Annotated in this window: 13 protein-coding genes; 12 read left to right on the top strand and 1 reads right to left on the bottom strand. The window is 64.7% G+C overall.

The genetic code is table 11. From position 1 onward, the window contains the following. Window positions 1-150: 150 nt before the first annotated feature. Window positions 151-1,515 (bottom strand): nucleobase:cation symporter-2 family protein, encoded by a 1,365-nt coding sequence (locus tag NCR38_RS19630; protein WP_061120765.1) that lies wholly within the window; start codon window positions 1,513-1,515, stop codon window positions 151-153. Between the two features lie 395 nt (window positions 1,516-1,910). Between NCR38_RS19630 and NCR38_RS19625 the strand changes: the two genes are divergently transcribed. The 12 genes from NCR38_RS19625 to NCR38_RS19570 all read left to right on the top strand — a co-directional run bounded on the left by NCR38_RS19625 (window position 1,911) and on the right by NCR38_RS19570 (window position 14,765). Beyond that, complete coding sequence (locus NCR38_RS19625; protein ID WP_250477504.1) at window positions 1,911-2,828, top strand: STAS domain-containing protein; 918 nt, start codon at window positions 1,911-1,913, stop codon at window positions 2,826-2,828. 63 nt (window positions 2,829-2,891) lie between these two features. Then, the gene (locus tag NCR38_RS19620) at window positions 2,892-3,251 is read left to right on the top strand and encodes an STAS domain-containing protein (RefSeq protein ID WP_061120767.1); all 360 of its coding nucleotides are present in this window, start codon (window positions 2,892-2,894) and stop codon (window positions 3,249-3,251) included. Between the two features lie 21 nt (window positions 3,252-3,272). Continuing rightward, window positions 3,273-3,713 (top strand): anti-sigma regulatory factor, encoded by a 441-nt coding sequence (locus tag NCR38_RS19615; protein ID WP_061120768.1) that lies wholly within the window; start codon window positions 3,273-3,275, stop codon window positions 3,711-3,713. Continuing rightward, complete coding sequence (locus tag NCR38_RS19610; RefSeq protein ID WP_061120769.1) at window positions 3,698-4,762, top strand: ATP-binding protein; 1,065 nt, start codon at window positions 3,698-3,700, stop codon at window positions 4,760-4,762. Before NCR38_RS19615 ends, NCR38_RS19610 begins: the two co-directional genes overlap by 16 nt. Continuing rightward, on the top strand, window positions 4,759-6,483 hold the full coding sequence (locus NCR38_RS19605; RefSeq protein ID WP_250477503.1) for an ATP-binding protein: 1,725 nt from the start codon (window positions 4,759-4,761) through the stop codon (window positions 6,481-6,483). The genes NCR38_RS19610 and NCR38_RS19605 overlap by 4 nt, the downstream gene beginning before the upstream one ends. Next, window positions 6,480-8,399 (top strand): response regulator, encoded by a 1,920-nt coding sequence (locus NCR38_RS19600; protein WP_061120770.1) that lies wholly within the window; start codon window positions 6,480-6,482, stop codon window positions 8,397-8,399. Before NCR38_RS19605 ends, NCR38_RS19600 begins: the two co-directional genes overlap by 4 nt. A 445-nt stretch (window positions 8,400-8,844) precedes the next feature. Continuing rightward, window positions 8,845-9,498: a GntR family transcriptional regulator gene (locus NCR38_RS19595; protein WP_061120791.1), complete on the top strand. Its 654-nt coding sequence runs from the start codon at window positions 8,845-8,847 to the stop codon at window positions 9,496-9,498. A 35-nt stretch (window positions 9,499-9,533) separates the two neighbouring features. Then, entirely contained in the window at window positions 9,534-10,340 is an 807-nt protein-coding gene (locus NCR38_RS19590) for an SDR family oxidoreductase (protein ID WP_061120771.1), read from the top strand. A gap of 15 nt (window positions 10,341-10,355) precedes the next feature. Beyond that, window positions 10,356-11,288, top strand: coding sequence for a 3-keto-5-aminohexanoate cleavage protein (locus NCR38_RS19585; RefSeq protein WP_061120772.1), 933 nt, complete (start codon window positions 10,356-10,358; stop codon window positions 11,286-11,288). Window positions 11,289-11,302: 14 nt separating this feature from the next. After that, window positions 11,303-12,076: an N-acyl homoserine lactonase family protein gene (locus NCR38_RS19580; protein ID WP_061120773.1), complete on the top strand. Its 774-nt coding sequence runs from the start codon at window positions 11,303-11,305 to the stop codon at window positions 12,074-12,076. Between the two features lie 40 nt (window positions 12,077-12,116). After that, the gene (locus NCR38_RS19575; RefSeq protein ID WP_061120774.1) at window positions 12,117-13,244 is read left to right on the top strand and encodes a sugar ABC transporter substrate-binding protein; all 1,128 of its coding nucleotides are present in this window, start codon (window positions 12,117-12,119) and stop codon (window positions 13,242-13,244) included. 9 nt (window positions 13,245-13,253) lie between these two features. Then, on the top strand, window positions 13,254-14,765 hold the full coding sequence (locus NCR38_RS19570) for a sugar ABC transporter ATP-binding protein (RefSeq protein WP_061120792.1): 1,512 nt from the start codon (window positions 13,254-13,256) through the stop codon (window positions 14,763-14,765). The last annotated feature ends 9 nt before the right edge of the window (window positions 14,766-14,774 follow it).

Raw genomic sequence — 14,774 nt, 5'->3', positions numbered from 1 at the left:
TCCTGATTTCGTATCGGACTATTAGCACTGCCCCTCCCCGGGGCGGGGGTCACTTTCTTTGCTGCTGCAAAGAAAGTGACTGCCGCCCCGCATAGGGGCAACGCTAATAAACCACAAACAAAACGGGATCCGGCGACAAACAAACAACCCTCACTCCCTCACATCCCCATCCCGTAAGCTCAGAGGCATCTCCGCAGCGATCTCCCTCTCGATATCCTCCGAATCGCGCTCCCGATTAAGAAGCGCATTGAGCAGAATCGCAAACACGGCAGCGAGCGTGATCCCGCTATGCGTAAGGGGCCCTGCCCACCCCGGCATATGGGCAAAAAACGTCGGCGCTGCAAGCGGAATCACCCCCACGCCCAAACTGATCGCGATGATGAGCAAATTGTTCTTGCTGTCGAAATCGACCTTGCTCAGGATCTTCACGCCGGTCGCCGCGACCATCCCGAACATGGCGATGCCCGCCCCGCCGAGCACGACAACCGGTATCGAAGCAATCAGATTGGAAAGCTTCGGCAACAGCCCCAGCAAAATCAAAATCACTCCCGACACCGCGACGACCCACCGGCTTTTCACACCGGTAATTCCCACGAGCCCGATGTTCTGCGAGAACGACGAATGCGCAAACGTATTGAAGATCCCGCCGATCACCGTGCCGAGACCATCGGTGCGCAACCCGCGCGTCGCATCGATGCGCGAAACGGGCCGCATCGTGAGATCACCAAGCGCGAGAAACATGCCGAGCGATTCCACCATGATGACGACCATCACGAGGCATAGCGACGCAATGGCAGCGATATCGAAAGTCGGCATGCCGAACGCGAACGGTCGCACCGGCGCGAACCACGCGGCCTGACCCACGCCCGCGAAGTCGACGAAGCCGAGCGGCAGCGCGATCACAAAGCCGATCGCCATGCCGAGCAACACGGAAATATTCGCGATGAAGCCCTTCAGATACTTGTTGATGAGCAGAATCGCGAGCAGCACGGTCGCCGCGATCATCAGGTTCCTCGGCTCGCCGAAATTCGCCGCGCCGCGCCCGCCGCCCGCCCAGTTGATCGCCACCGGAAAGAGCGTCATGCCGATCGTGAGAATGATCGTGCCCGTGACGAGCGGCGGAAAGAAGCGCATCAGCCGGCCGAAGAAAGGCGCGATCAGTATCGCGAAAACACCCGCCGCGATCGTCGCGCCGAAGATCGTCGTCAGGCCGGCGCCGGATGACGCCATCGCGACCATCGGCCCGACAGGGGCGAAGCTCACGCCCATGATCACCGGCAAGCGGATGCCGAACTTCCATACGCCGATGCACTGCACCAGCGTGACGAGCCCGCACGCAAAGAGGTCCGAGCTGATCAGAAACGCGACCTGATCCTTGGGCAGCTTCAACGCCGCGCCGATGATGAGCGGCACCGCGATCGCTCCCGCATACATGACGAGCACGTGCTGAATGCCGACCGCGAGCATCTGACCGATAGGCAGCACTTCGTCGACGGGATGAATCGTTTGGGCCATGTGCGCTCCGGCGGGTCGAATGACGTTCTTGTCTATCGCCCGAGTATTGCATCGGGCAATACCCAAAAAAATATTCCCGCCGCTATACACGGCATCGCACGGCGCGCCAGCGGGCGGCTGTACACGCACGCATGACACAGGATATTTGACCGGACTTCGGTGCCCGCGAGCGAAAGACCGGAAGCAATTGCCGATTCACCGACGTGCGACAGACGGCCAACGACATATTCACGGAATCCCTTGCGCTACAAGACTTCCCGGACTGTCGATTTTTGGGATGGCGTGCTACATTCCGAGCGCCTTGCGTCGCGTTTATTTCGATACTCGTAGCGGCGACGCAACAACCAACGTCCGGGGCTTGGCGCCCGATAACATCATTTGCACAGGATCTCGGCATGGAAATGGTCGGCGGAATGCGGCTTGCCCAATTGTTCACTAACAATCAGGAACAACTGCTCGCGGAGTGGTTCGCGCAGCAGCACGCCATCGCTTCGCGGCGCGGACTCGTCGGTGAAGCGGAGTTGCGCAATCAGTTCGCGCAATTCGTCTCGCTGCTGATGGCGGCGCTCGGCTCATCCGAGCGCGTCGATTTCAAATCGCCCGCGTGGCAGGATGTGCGCGCGTTTCTCGCGGAAATGTCCACGCAGCGCGCGCGTCAGGGCTTCACGCCGGTCGAGACCGCCATGTTCGTGTTCTCGCTGAAGCAGCCGCTCTTCATGCGTCTGCGCGAGGCGCTCGGCAACGATGCCGCGACGCTCGCCGATCTCACCTTGACGGTCAGCACGCTCTTCGACGACCTCGGCCTCTTCACGACCGAAGTCTTTCAGACGAGCCGCGAGCAGGTCATCGTGCGCCAGCAGCAGGAACTGCTCGAACTGTCGACGCCCGTCGTGCAGTTGTGGGAGGGCATTCTCGCGCTGCCGCTCATCGGCACGCTCGATTCCGCGCGCACGCAGGTCGTGATGGAGAACCTGCTGCAGAAGATCGTCGAGACGGGCGCCGCGATCGCGATCATCGACATCACCGGCGTGCCGACCGTCGATACGCTCGTCGCCCAGCACTTGCTCAAGACCGTCGCGGCGGCGCGTCTGATGGGCGCGGACTGCATCATCAGCGGCATTCGTCCGCAAATCGCGCAGACCATCGTGCACCTCGGCGTCAACCTGTCGAACGTCACGACCAAGGCGACGCTCGCGGCGGCCTTCGTCATCGCGCTGCAGCGCACCGGCAAGTCGGTGACGGCAGGGTCCGCGCAGGACGCATTGCGCGCAGGCCGTTCGAGCGACGGCTTCGATTCGCTGCAACCGGAATGACGCCGCATCTCGCCATTCGAAGCACGCATCGAACGCAACGCGACTGAACGGGGCCCTCAAGCAATGGAACGCATTCCGATTCTCAGGATGGGCAAGCTGCTGCTCGTCACCATTCAGGTCGACATGCACGACCGGCTCGCGCTCGCGCTGCAGGACGACCTGACGAGCCGCATCGTGAAGGACGGCGCGCGCGGCGTGCTGATCGACATTTCTTCTCTCGATGTGGTCGATTCGTTCATCGGACGCATGATCGGCAATACGGCCGCGATGGCGCGCGTGCTCGACGCGGAGACGGTCGTCGTCGGCATGCAGCCGTCGGTGGCGATCACGCTGGTCGAACTCGGGCTCACGCTCTCGGGCGTGCGCACCGCGCTCAACGTGGAGAAGGGCATGGCGCTCCTCGCGACGAACGGCACGGTCTGACGGCCGCATGCGAACGACGCCATGACGACCTTCAACTCCACAGCCGCACCGACGTCCAGCACGCCGCCCGACACGCTGCCGATCCGCTCCGACGAACAGATCGTGCGGCTGCGCCAGTTCGTGCGCGAGCGCGCCGTCGCACAGGGCCTCTCGCTCATCGATCAGACCAAGTTCGTGACGGCGGCGAGCGAACTGGCACGCAACACGCTCATCTACGGCGGCGGCGGCGACGTGCACTGCTATCTCGTCGAGCGCAACGGCCGCCGCGGCCTTAGACTCGAATTCGTCGACAATGGCCCGGGCATTCCGGATATCCAGCGCGCGCTGTCCGACGGCTTCACATCGGGCAGCGGCCTCGGCCTCGGCCTTGGCGGCGCGAAACGTCTGTGCGACGAATTCGACATTCGTTCGGCGCCTGGCGTTGGTACGCAGGTCTCGATCACGAAATGGAAACCGTTCTGAAGGAATCGATGGCCGCGCAGCAGCGCTTCGAAATCGCGGAGGCGAGTCAGATCGCCTATGCGCGGCGCTCGATCGGCGAACTCGCGCGCGGGCTCGGTTTCAACGAGACCGCCGCGGGCGCGCTCGCGATCGTCGTCACCGAATGCGGCACGAATCTGCTGAAGCACGCACAGCGCGGCGAGTTGCTCGTGCGGCCGCTCGTCGATGCAGGCGAGGGCGGCGTTCAGCGTTACGGCATCGAAGTGGTGTGCATCGATAGCGGGCCGGGCATTTACGACCTGCATCGCTGTTTCGAGGACGGCTACACGACCGCGGGCAGCGCCGGCAACGGCATGGGCGCGATCGAGCGCCTGTCCCACGCGCTCGATATCTGGAGCGCGCCGGGACGCGGCACCGTGCTGCGCGTCGTGTTCTGGAACGCGGCGGGCGCGGCGCACGCGCCTGACACGCAACTGACCTATGGCGTCGTGAATCTGCCGCTGCACACGGAAACCGTTTGCGGCGATGCATGGGCATGCTGCGCGAATCACGGCGAATTCACCGTGCTCGTCGCCGATGGCCTCGGTCACGGTCCGCTCGCGAATGTCGCGGCGGTCGAGGCGGCGAAGGCGCTGGCCGCACATGGCGATCTGCCGCTCGAGCGCATCATGGAAGCCGCCAACGACGCCCTGCGCCCGACGCGCGGCGCCGCGGTCGGCATCGCGCGCATGCCGGCGTTCGCGTCCATGGCGGGCACGCCGGTTTCATTCGCGGGCATCGGCAATATTTCGGCGAGCGTGTGGGCGGAAAGCTCGCACAGGCATCTCGTGTCGCACAGCGGCATCGTCGGGCATGCGGCGCGGCGCGCGCAGGTGTTCGACGTGCCGTACCCGCCGAACGCGCTCGTCGTGCTGCATTCGGACGGGCTCGCGTCGCGCTGGGATCTCGCGCGCTATCCGGGTCTCGCGATGCGGCATCCGGCGCTCGTCGCGGCGGTGCTGTACCGCGACTTCTCGCGCGGCCGCGACGATGTCACCGTGTTCGTCGCCCGCGTGACCGGAGGCGCATGATGACGCAGCCGCTCTACGCGATGCATATCGAAAACGAGCGCGACATGGTCGCGGCCCGCGTGAAGGCGCGCGATGCGAGCGCGGCGCTCGGTTTCTCGCCGCAGGATCAGACGCGCATTTCGACCTCCGTCCTCGAAGCGGCGCGCACGGTGCTGACTGCGGGGCAGCCGGCGCGCGCCGAATTCCTCGTCGAAGCCGCCACGCGTCCGCGACGCTTCGTCGTGCGTTTTCTGGCGGCCGCGGGCGCAGGCGAGCGTTTGCGCGCGATGCGCAACGACGACGCGCAAGCCGCGCTCGGCCTGCTCGCGGCCCAGCGTCTGATGGATCAATGCGCGATCGCCGATGAAGCGGACGGCGTCACGTCGATCTCGCTCGCGAAGGCGCTGCCCGATGGCGTGCCGTGCGACCTGCAGGCGGTCGGCGACGCGCTTTCGCGTCAGCCGCGCGAGGACACGGCGGCGGAATTGCAGCGCCAGAATCGCGAGCTGATCGCCGCGTTGGCCGATCTGCGCGAGCGTCAGGAAGAATTGACGCGTCTCACGCGCGAGCTCGAAGACACCAATCGCGGCGTCGTCGCGCTCTATGCGGAACTCGATGCGCGCGCCGATCATCTGCGTCGCGCGGATGAATCGAAGTCGCGCTTCCTGTCGAACATGAGCCACGAGTTCCGCACGCCGCTCTCGTCGATCCGTGCGTTGTCGAAGCTCTTGCTCGATCGTATCGACGGCGATCTGACGGAAGAGCAGGAGAAGCAGGTGCGCTTCATCCGCAAGGCGGCCGAGGATCTGTCGGAGACGGTCGACGACCTGCTCGATCTCGCGAAGATCGAGGCGGGCAAGATCGAAGTGCGCCCGGCCCAGTTCGAAGTCGATACCTTGTTTTCGGCGCTGCGCGGCATGTTGCGGCCGCTGTCGCCGGGCGGCGCGGTCGAGCTGATTTTCGATTCGTGTGAAGGCCTGCCGCCCATCCGCACCGATGAAGCCAAGGTCGCGCAAGTGCTGCGCAACTTCGTGTCGAACGCGCTCAAGTTCACCGAGCGCGGCGAAGTGCGCGTCGCCGCGAACTATGACGATGTGCGCCGGCTCATTACGTTTTCCGTCAGCGATACGGGCATCGGCATCGCGCCGGAACATCAGCAAGTGGTGTTCGAGGAGTTCGGGCAAGTCGAGAACCGGCTTCAGCAATACGTGAAAGGCACGGGACTCGGCTTGCCGCTATGCCGCAAGCTCTGCAAGCTGCTCGGCGGCGACGTTTCGCTCACGAGCGAAGTCGGGCGCGGCTCGACTTTCAGTGCCACGATTCCCGCGCATTACGGCGCGGACGTCGACGCGGCGCATCATGCGGCAGGCGATACGCGGCCCGCCGTGCTCATCGTCGCGAGCAATCCGATCGAACGGCTCGATTGCGAAGCCGCGCTGCGCGATTCTTCGTATCGTGCAATGAGCGCCGCGACGCTCGACGAAGCCGGCCGCGTGCTCGCGCGCACGCAGCCCGTCGCGCTCCTGCTCGCGGTGCGCCCCGCGCCTTCGGAAGCATGGATCTGGCTCGCCGCGCTGCGGGCGCAGGCCGCGACGCGCAGCATTCCGATCGTCGTGCTCGGCGATGTCGAGGATCGCAATGAAGCGCAGGCGCTCGGCGCGGCCGCGTTCATCGGCAAGCCGGTCGGCGGCGGCGCGCTGCCGGGTGCGCTCGACGCGGTGACGGGCAAGGGGCCATCATGAGAAGCGACTGGAACGAGGTGCTGATCCTCAACGTCGACGACAACGACGGCGCGCGCTATGCGAAAACGCGCATCCTGTCGCGCGCGGGCTTCAATGTGATCGAAGCGGCGACGGGCACCGCCGCGCTCGAACGCGTGCGCGTGGACGCGCCCGATCTCGTGCTGCTCGACGTGAAGCTGCCCGACATCAACGGGCTCGAAGTGTGCCGGCAGATCAAGGCGTCGCCGGAAACCGCGAGCGCGCTCGTGCTGCAGACATCGGCGGCGGCGGTGCATAGCCTCGATCGCATTCGCGGTCTCGAAGGCGGCGCGGACAGCTATCTGACCGAACCCGTGGAACCCGCCGAGCTGATCGCGCATGTGCGTGCCTTGTTGCGCGTGCGGCTCGCGGAAAACGCGTTGCGCGAGAGCGAAGAGCGCTTTCGCCAGCTTGCCGAAAATATCGACGACGTGTTCTGGATGCTCGATCCCGCATCCGGCGAACTGCTTTACGTCAGCCCCGCCTACGCGCATCTCTTCGATCCGGGCGACGGCGCGCCCGCGCCCGTGCCGGGACCGGATCACTGGTCCGGCGATATCCTTCCGCTCGATCGTCATCATGTCGCCGATGCGTATCGGCAACTGCTCGCGAACGGCACGCCGTATCAGGTCGAATATCGCATCGTGCGGGCGAGCGGCGGGCCGCGCTGGGTGGCGGAGCGCGCGTTTCCGGTGCGCGGCGCGGCGGGGCATCCGGCGCGGCCGTATCGCATCGCGGGCATCGTCAACGATATCTCCGAGCGCAAGGCCGCCGAACTGCTGTTGCGCGAAGCGGACCGTCGCAAGGACGAGTTTCTCGCGATGCTCGCGCACGAGTTGCGCAATCCGCTCGCGCCCATCCGCAACGCCGTGGATTTGCTCGACCCCGACCGCGAGCCTTCCGTGCAGCACTTCGCGACGGTGCGCGCGATCATCGACAGGCAGGTGCGGCATCTGAGTCATCTTGTCGACGATCTGCTCGATGTCGCGCGCATCACGCAAGGCAAGATCACGCTGCGTCAGGAAACGGTCGATCTCGCGGCGGCGATCGCCGCGGCCATCGAGACCGTGCAGCCCGCGCTCGAACGAAAGCGCCATACGTTGACGGTGAAGCTGCCGGATGCGCCGCTTTACATCGTCGGCGATATCGTGCGGCTTGCGCAGGTGTTCGGCAATCTGCTTTCGAATGCGTCGAAGTACAGCCTCGAAGAGGGCGAGATCGCGATCGAGGCCGAACAGTTCGGCGACGAAGTGCGCATCGTCGTGCGCGACAAGGGCATCGGCATCGCGCCCGACATGCTGCCGCATATCTTCGATCTGTTCGTGCAGTCGGAGACGTCGCTGGAACGATCGGAGGGCGGGCTCGGCATCGGCCTGCCATTGGCGAAGACGCTCGTCGAGCTGCAGGGCGGGCGCGTCGAGGCATTCTCGGCGGGACCGCAGACGGGCAGCGAGTTCGTCGTGCGGCTGCCGCTCGCGCTGGATGCCCAGGTGGCCGCGCAGGGCGCGGGAGAAGCGCCGGTGGGCGTGGCGGCCGGCAAGCGCGTGCTGGTCGTCGACGACAGCGTGGACGCGGCCACCGCGATGGCGCTGCTGCTCGAAGCGGACGGCTTCGACGTGCGCATGGCGCACGACGCGGCTGAAGCGCTCGCGCTCTCCGATGTCTTCGCGCCGCAAATCGTGCTGCTCGACATCGGCTTGCCGGGGATGGACGGCTATAGCCTCGCGGGCGAAATGCGCGCGCGCCCCGCAACCGCCGACGCCTTGCTGATCGCGGTGACGGGATACGGGCAGGCGCATGATCGCCAGCGCTCGAAGGAAGCGGGCTTCGATCATCATCTCGTGAAGCCGGTCGCGTTCGCGGAGATTCAGCGGGCGGTCTCCGGGAAGTTCGCGTAATCAGGGTTTCGCGAGTTCGGGGCCAGATCTCACGGCATCGAGCATCGGCTTCCTCGCGGCCGTGCGAGCGGTCGACAGACTCGTCGTCGCCAATGTCATGGACTATGGACAAAATACATCCATCGTTCACCGTATCGTCCTTGAACGTCTGGCCGTGGTGCCACGCTGGCCGATGCTTCGTCTCACCGGCCGGGGAACCGTGCTCGACCGGCTACTTTGACTGATGCGTTACGACGCGGCGCGCATACCCGGAGTCGGCGTTTTCACCTAGCAATTCGAGGTTGACTCGGGCGGGCGCACGTCCGAAACTTTAGTCACTCGATGTGTGATCACAGGTCACACGATACGCAGACATTGCAGCAGCCGAACGAAAGTACGGAGGCAGATTGTGGCGACACGCTCGACGACGGACTTACCCGCGCTCGAATTGGTTGCACGCGAAACGATGGCCGGCCGCGTCTATGCGCAACTGAGGCAAGCGATCATGACGGGCCGCTTCGCGCCCGGACAGTTGCTGAGCCTGCGCAGCGTCGCGGAAGCAGTCGGCTCTTCGACGATGCCGGTGCGCGCCGCGCTCACGCGTCTGCAGGCGGAAGGCGCATTGATCGACGGCCCCGGCCGCGCGCTGATGGTCCCGCCGATGACGCTCGAGTTGCTCGACGAACTGCGCGACGTGCGCATCGCGCTCGAGGGCGCGGTCGCGAAGCGCGCGGCGTCGCGCATGACGCGCGCCCATCTCGAAGCATTGCAGGCGATTTTCGACACGATGGACGCCCATGTGGAAGCGGGCGACGTGCCCGCTTATCTGCGCAGCAATTTCGAGTTCCACATCGCCATCTACGCGCACGGCGCGAGCGACCTCACGCTCGCGACGATCCAGAACCTCTGGATGCGTATCGGCCCGTTCCTGAATCTCGTCGCACCCGACATTCCCCATATGCGCCGTTCGATGGCCGCGCATCGCCATATCGTCGAGGCCCTCTGGCGAGGCGACGGCGAAGGCGCGCGCGCGGGCATCGAAGAAGACATCGGCGATGCCGCCGCCGACTTGCAGGAGCGCCTGCAAAGCGGCGACATGTCGAAGGAAGCGAGCGCCTGAGCTGTACCGCAACGACAACAAAAAAGGAGACATGCATGACGGTTCTTCAGATGCTGAAACCGCAGGCGGGCCTGCGCGTACTCATCACGGGCGGCGCATCGGGCATCGGGCTCGTGATCGCGCGCGCGTTCATCGATGCAGGCGCGCGCGTGCACGTCTGCGATGCGAGTCCCGAGGCGATCGATGCACTGACGAAAGCCGAAGCGAGCGCGGAGTGCAACGCGATCACGTCGACGCTCGCGGACGTATCGGACAAGGATGCGGTCGAGCGCGTGTTCGCCGATGTGCAGAGCGAACTCGGCGGACTCGATGTGCTCGTGAACAACGCGGGCATCGCGGGGCCGACGGGCGGCATCGACGAACTCGACGTGAAGGAGTGGGAGCAAACCGTCGATGTCAATCTGAACGCGCAGTTCTACTTCGCCCGCCGCGCAGTGCCGCTGCTGCGCGACGCGCACGGCGGCGGGACGATCATCGCGTTGTCATCGGTGGCGGGCCGGCTCGGCTATGCATTCCGCACGCCTTATGCCGCGACGAAGTGGGCGGTCGTCGGCATGACCAAGAGTCTTGCGATCGAACTGGGGCCGTCCAATATCCGCGTCAATGCGATACAGCCGGGCATCGTGAAAGGACCGCGCATCGAGCGCGTGATCGCCGCACGCGCGAAGCAACTGAACCTGCCGTATGAAGAGATGGAGAAGCAATATGTCGAGAAGATCTCGCTGCGCCGCATGACCACGCCCGAGGAAGTCGCGGCCACCGCGCTCTTTCTGTGCTCGCCCGCGGGCAGCGGCATCTCGGGACAGGCGATCTCGGTGTGCGGCAACGTGGAAGTCCTGTAAAACAACGAGGATCACATGGCAACGAAACGCAAGGTCATCATCACATGCGCGCCGACCGGCGCGATCCATACGCCTTCGATGTCGCCGTATCTTCCGCTGACGCCGCAACAGATCGGTGATGCAGCGCTCGCAGCCGCACAGGAAGGCGCGGCGATTCTGCATCTTCACGCACGCGATCCGAACGACGGCCATCCGACGCAGGATCCCGCCGTGTTTCAGGAGTTCCTGCCGCGCATCAAGGCGAATACCGATGCCGTCATCAACATCACGACGGGCGGCAGTCCGCACATGACCGTCGCGGAGAGATTGAAGCCGGCGCATCACTTCAAACCGGAAGTCGCGTCGCTCAACATGGGCTCGATGAACTTCGGCCTCTATCCGATGCTGGAGCGCTTCAAGGATCTCAAGTACGAGTGGGAGCGCAAGCATTTGGAGAACAGCCGCGATCTCGTGTTCAAGAACACCTTCGCGGATATCGAATACATCCTCACGTCGTGCAGCGCGAACGGCACGCGTTTCGAGTACGAGTGCTACGACATCTCGCATCTGTACAACCTCGCGCACTTCGTCGATCGCGGGCTCGCGAAGCCGCCGTTTTTCGTGCAGAGCGTGTTCGGCCTGCTCGGCGGCATCGGGCCGCATCCCGAAGATCTCGCGCACATGAAGCGCACCGCGGATCGGCTCTTCGGCAAGGACTACGTGTGGTCGATTCTCGGCGCGGGTCGCAACCAGATTCCGCTCGGTTCGATCGGCGTCGCGCAGGGATCGAACGTGCGCGTCGGCCTCGAAGACTCGCTGTGGATCGAGCCGGGCAAGCTCGCCGAATCGAGCGCGGCGCAGGTGCGCAAGATCCGCCAGGTGATCGAAGGCCTGTCGCTCGATATCGCGACGCCCGCCGAAGCGCGCGAGATGCTCGCGCTCAAGGGCGCGAGCGACACCAATTTCTGACGACGGAGGGCATCGTGAACGCGAAGCTGAAAGTAGTCGCGATGCCGACGGGCTGGCTCACCGTCGATCGCTCGTCGCAGGTGTATGGCCGCTACTTCGGCCAGCAGATGAAGGTGCCGGTGTGGTCGACGGCGATCGTCGGCGCGCAGAAGAAGATCGTCGTCGATACCGGCATTCATGATCCGGGCTGGGTCTCGAACTTCGTGTGCCCGTGCGATCAGGCGCCGGAAGAAAAGCTCGAGCGCGCGTTGAAGGAATACGTCGGCTGGAGCGCGGATGACGTCGATATCGTCATCAACACGCATCTGCATTACGACCATTCGGGCGGCAACACGCTCTTCAAGAATGCACGTTTCATCGTGCAGGCGGCCGAGTGGGAATACGCGGGCCATCCGCTGCCGACGCAGGCCACGTATTACCAGGAGTTCCTGATCGGCCGCGAGCCGCTCGCGTATTTTCGCTGGCAGTTCGTGAACGGCGTGACCGATATCGTGCCCGGCGTGCGCGTCGTGCCGACGCCGGGCCATACGCCGGGGCATCAGTCCGTCGCGGTCGATACGGAAGAAGGCGTCGTGCTGATCGCGGGCGATTGCGCGAACTGCATGGAGAACATCGTCGATCTCGTGCCGGTGGGCATCGTGCATGAAACGCTCGCGGAAATCGGCTCGCTTTCGCGCATTCGCCAGATCGCCGATTTCGTCATACCCGGACACGATCCGAACGTCGTTCCCGGCAGCGCGGGCATCGCCTTGCCTGCGAGCGCTCGCCTGCCGCACGTCCGAACCTAGAAGCGCCCGCTTCATAACCATACGAAGACCGGAGGAAGACATGAAAGCATTGACGCAGTCGATTCGTCATGCGGGACGGGCCGCGCTCGGCCTCGCGTTCGCGGCGGCGCTCGCCGTCTCGGGCCAGGCGCACGCGGCCGGCAAGTACAAGATCTTCTTGTCGATGAGCTATGTCGGCAACGACTGGCAGACGGAAGCCGCGAATATGGTGAAGGCGATGGCCAACACGCCCGCGCTCAAGGACAAGGTCGATCTCGAAGTGCAGGTCGCGGGCACCGACGCGCAGAAGCAGATCCAGCAGATCAATTCGATGGTGCAGGCCGGCGCGAAGGCGATCGTCATCTATCCCATCTCGCCGACCGCGCTCAATCGGGCGATCAAGAATGCGTGCTCGAAGGGGGTCGTCGTCGCGGCGTATGACGGCGAAGTGACCGAGCCGTGCGCGCACAACGTCACGATCGATCAGCATCAGGCCGGCACCGTCACCGCCGAATGGCTCGCCAAGACGCTCAACGGCAAGGGCAACGTCGTGATGATCACGGGGGTGCCGGGCACGTCCGTGGACCGTGCGCGCACCGAAGCGGCGAAGGCCGTGTTCGCGAAGTTCCCGGGCATGAAGATCGTCGCGGAAGGCACGGGCATGTGGAGCCAGGCGACCGCGAAGACCGAGCTCTCGAAGATTCTCGCGACGAATAGCTGGGACAAGATCGACGGCCTGTGGATGCAGGTGGGCTGCTTCACGGCCGCGTCGATGCAGCTCGAGGCGGGCATCGCCGACGACAAGATCAAGCCGTGCGCGGGCGAATCGTCGAACGGGCATCGCGTGCAGATGCTGCCGCCGGGTGAAGTGAAGGGGCAGGGCGGCTATCGCTCCATCGGCTATCGCTCGATCTCTTACGGCGCGCCGCCGTACTCCGGCGCGATGGCGCTCAAGATGGCCGTGAAGAAGCTGGATGGCGGCGACTTTCCGCAGCGCGTGACGCTGAAGCTGCCGCTCGTGCTGACATCGGAGTCGAAGCTGTGCAAGACCGGCAGCATCGACGAGCTGAAGGCGGGCTGCACGGCGTTCCCGCCGGACAAGGTGCCGCCGGGCTGGTTCGCGGACATCTACTCGGAAGACACGAAGGAAGTGGGCTTCAACGCGGCTCTGACAGGTAATCAGGACTGAGGCATGGCGATGAACGACGCATCACTGGCGATCGATCTGTCGAAGGTGACGAAACGCTTCGGCGCGACCGTCGCGCTCGATGGCGCGTCGTTCTCGGTGAAACGCGGCGCCGTGCATGCGCTGCTCGGCGAGAACGGCGCGGGCAAGTCCACCACGGTCAAGCTGTTGTCGGGATTGATGCAGCCGGACGCGGGCAGCATCCGTGTGATGGGCCGCGACGTGACGATGCGCGGCCCGAAAGACGCGCATCGCGCGGGCGTGCAGACGGCGTTTCAGGAGATGACGCTCGTGCGCGATCTCACGGTCGCGCAAAACCTGCTGATGTCGTATGAGCCGACGGGTTTTCTCGGGCGCATCAGGAAGCGCGATGCGCAGCGGCAGGCGGCAGAATGGCTCGACAGGCTCGAACTGTCCGATGTGCGTCCGGGCGCGTATATCCGCGATCTTTCACTGCCGGTGCGGCAGAAGATCGAGATCGCGAAGGCGATCGTGCGCCGGCCGAAGGTGCTGCTGCTCGACGAACCGACTTCGGCGCTGTCGGGACGCGATGTCGCGTGGCTGTCGAGGCGCATCGACGAACTGAAGGCGAGCGACGTGACCTTCGTGTTCATCTCGCATCGGATGCAGGAAGTGCGCGAGTTCTGCGACAGTCTCACGGTGTATCGCAATGGCCGCGACGTGGGCGCATTCGACGCCGCCGATATCTCCGATGACGAAGTGATCCGCCTCGTCATCGGCCGGTCGATGGAGGCGAAGTATCCGCCGAAGGTCGCTTCAGTGAAGCGCGACGCGACGCCCGCGATTGAGACGCGCAACGTTCGCGTCGATGGCGTCGTGACCGATTTCGATCTTGCCGTGAAGCCTGGCGAAGTGCACGGCATCGCGGCGCTGCAGGGCATGGGGCAACGCGAGCTGTTCGAAGCGCTGTTCGGCGCGACCTATATCGACGATGGCGAGATACGCATCGACGGCAAGCCGGTCACGCTGACCTGCACGGCGGATTCGCTGAAGGCCGGCGTATCGACGAGCTTCCTGCCGGAGGATCGCAAGACCGAAGGCCTGTTCCTGCGCCTGCCGGGCGGCGAGAACGTGTCCCTGCCGGTGATCGGCCGCTATACGCGCTTCGGCCTTATCGATCGAAAGCGCGAGCAGGCCGCGATACGCCGCTCGCTCGCGCAGATGGAGGTGAATCCGCGCGCGCTCTACAAGCCGTGCCTGTCGTTCTCGGGCGGCAATCAGCAGAAGATCGCGATGGCGAAATGGCTGCTCACGCAGAGCCGCGTCTGGCTCATGTTCGACCCGACGCGCGGCATCGACGTCGGTACCAAGCATCAGATCTTCGTGTTGATGCGCGCGTTCGCGGCAGCGGGCGGCTCCGTGCTGTTCTATTCGACCGATGTGCCCGAACTCGTCAACGTGTGCGATCGCGTCTCGGTGATGTATCGCGGCCGCAATGTCGGCGAGCTGAGCGGCGATGCGCTCACCGAAGAGAACGTGATGCGCAAGATGCTTTCCAGTTGAGAGGTTGCT

The organism is Caballeronia sp. INML1 (assembly GCF_023631085.1).
Lineage (GTDB): Bacteria > Pseudomonadota > Gammaproteobacteria > Burkholderiales > Burkholderiaceae > Caballeronia > Caballeronia turbans.
The sequence above is the reverse complement of the archived record's forward strand: the minus strand, read 5'-3'. Positions and strand labels throughout refer to the sequence as shown.

Excerpts from the sequence above, each read along its gene's own strand:
- NCR38_RS19630 (WP_061120765.1), bottom strand. The coding sequence starts at position 1,515 with ATGGCCCAAACGATTCATCCCGTCGACGAAGTGCTGCCTATCGGTCAG.
- NCR38_RS19625 (WP_250477504.1), top strand. The coding sequence starts at position 1,911 with ATGGAAATGGTCGGCGGAATGCGGCTTGCCCAATTGTTCACTAACAAT.
- NCR38_RS19620 (WP_061120767.1), top strand. The coding sequence starts at position 2,892 with ATGGAACGCATTCCGATTCTCAGGATGGGCAAGCTGCTGCTCGTCACC.
- NCR38_RS19615 (WP_061120768.1), top strand. The coding sequence starts at position 3,273 with ATGACGACCTTCAACTCCACAGCCGCACCGACGTCCAGCACGCCGCCC.
- NCR38_RS19610 (WP_061120769.1), top strand. The coding sequence starts at position 3,698 with ATGGAAACCGTTCTGAAGGAATCGATGGCCGCGCAGCAGCGCTTCGAA.
- NCR38_RS19605 (WP_250477503.1), top strand. The coding sequence starts at position 4,759 with ATGATGACGCAGCCGCTCTACGCGATGCATATCGAAAACGAGCGCGAC.
- NCR38_RS19600 (WP_061120770.1), top strand. The coding sequence starts at position 6,480 with ATGAGAAGCGACTGGAACGAGGTGCTGATCCTCAACGTCGACGACAAC.
- NCR38_RS19595 (WP_061120791.1), top strand. The coding sequence starts at position 8,845 with ATGGCCGGCCGCGTCTATGCGCAACTGAGGCAAGCGATCATGACGGGC.
- NCR38_RS19590 (WP_061120771.1), top strand. The coding sequence starts at position 9,534 with ATGACGGTTCTTCAGATGCTGAAACCGCAGGCGGGCCTGCGCGTACTC.
- NCR38_RS19585 (WP_061120772.1), top strand. The coding sequence starts at position 10,356 with ATGGCAACGAAACGCAAGGTCATCATCACATGCGCGCCGACCGGCGCG.
- NCR38_RS19575 (WP_061120774.1), top strand. The coding sequence starts at position 12,117 with ATGAAAGCATTGACGCAGTCGATTCGTCATGCGGGACGGGCCGCGCTC.
- NCR38_RS19570 (WP_061120792.1), top strand. The coding sequence starts at position 13,254 with ATGAACGACGCATCACTGGCGATCGATCTGTCGAAGGTGACGAAACGC.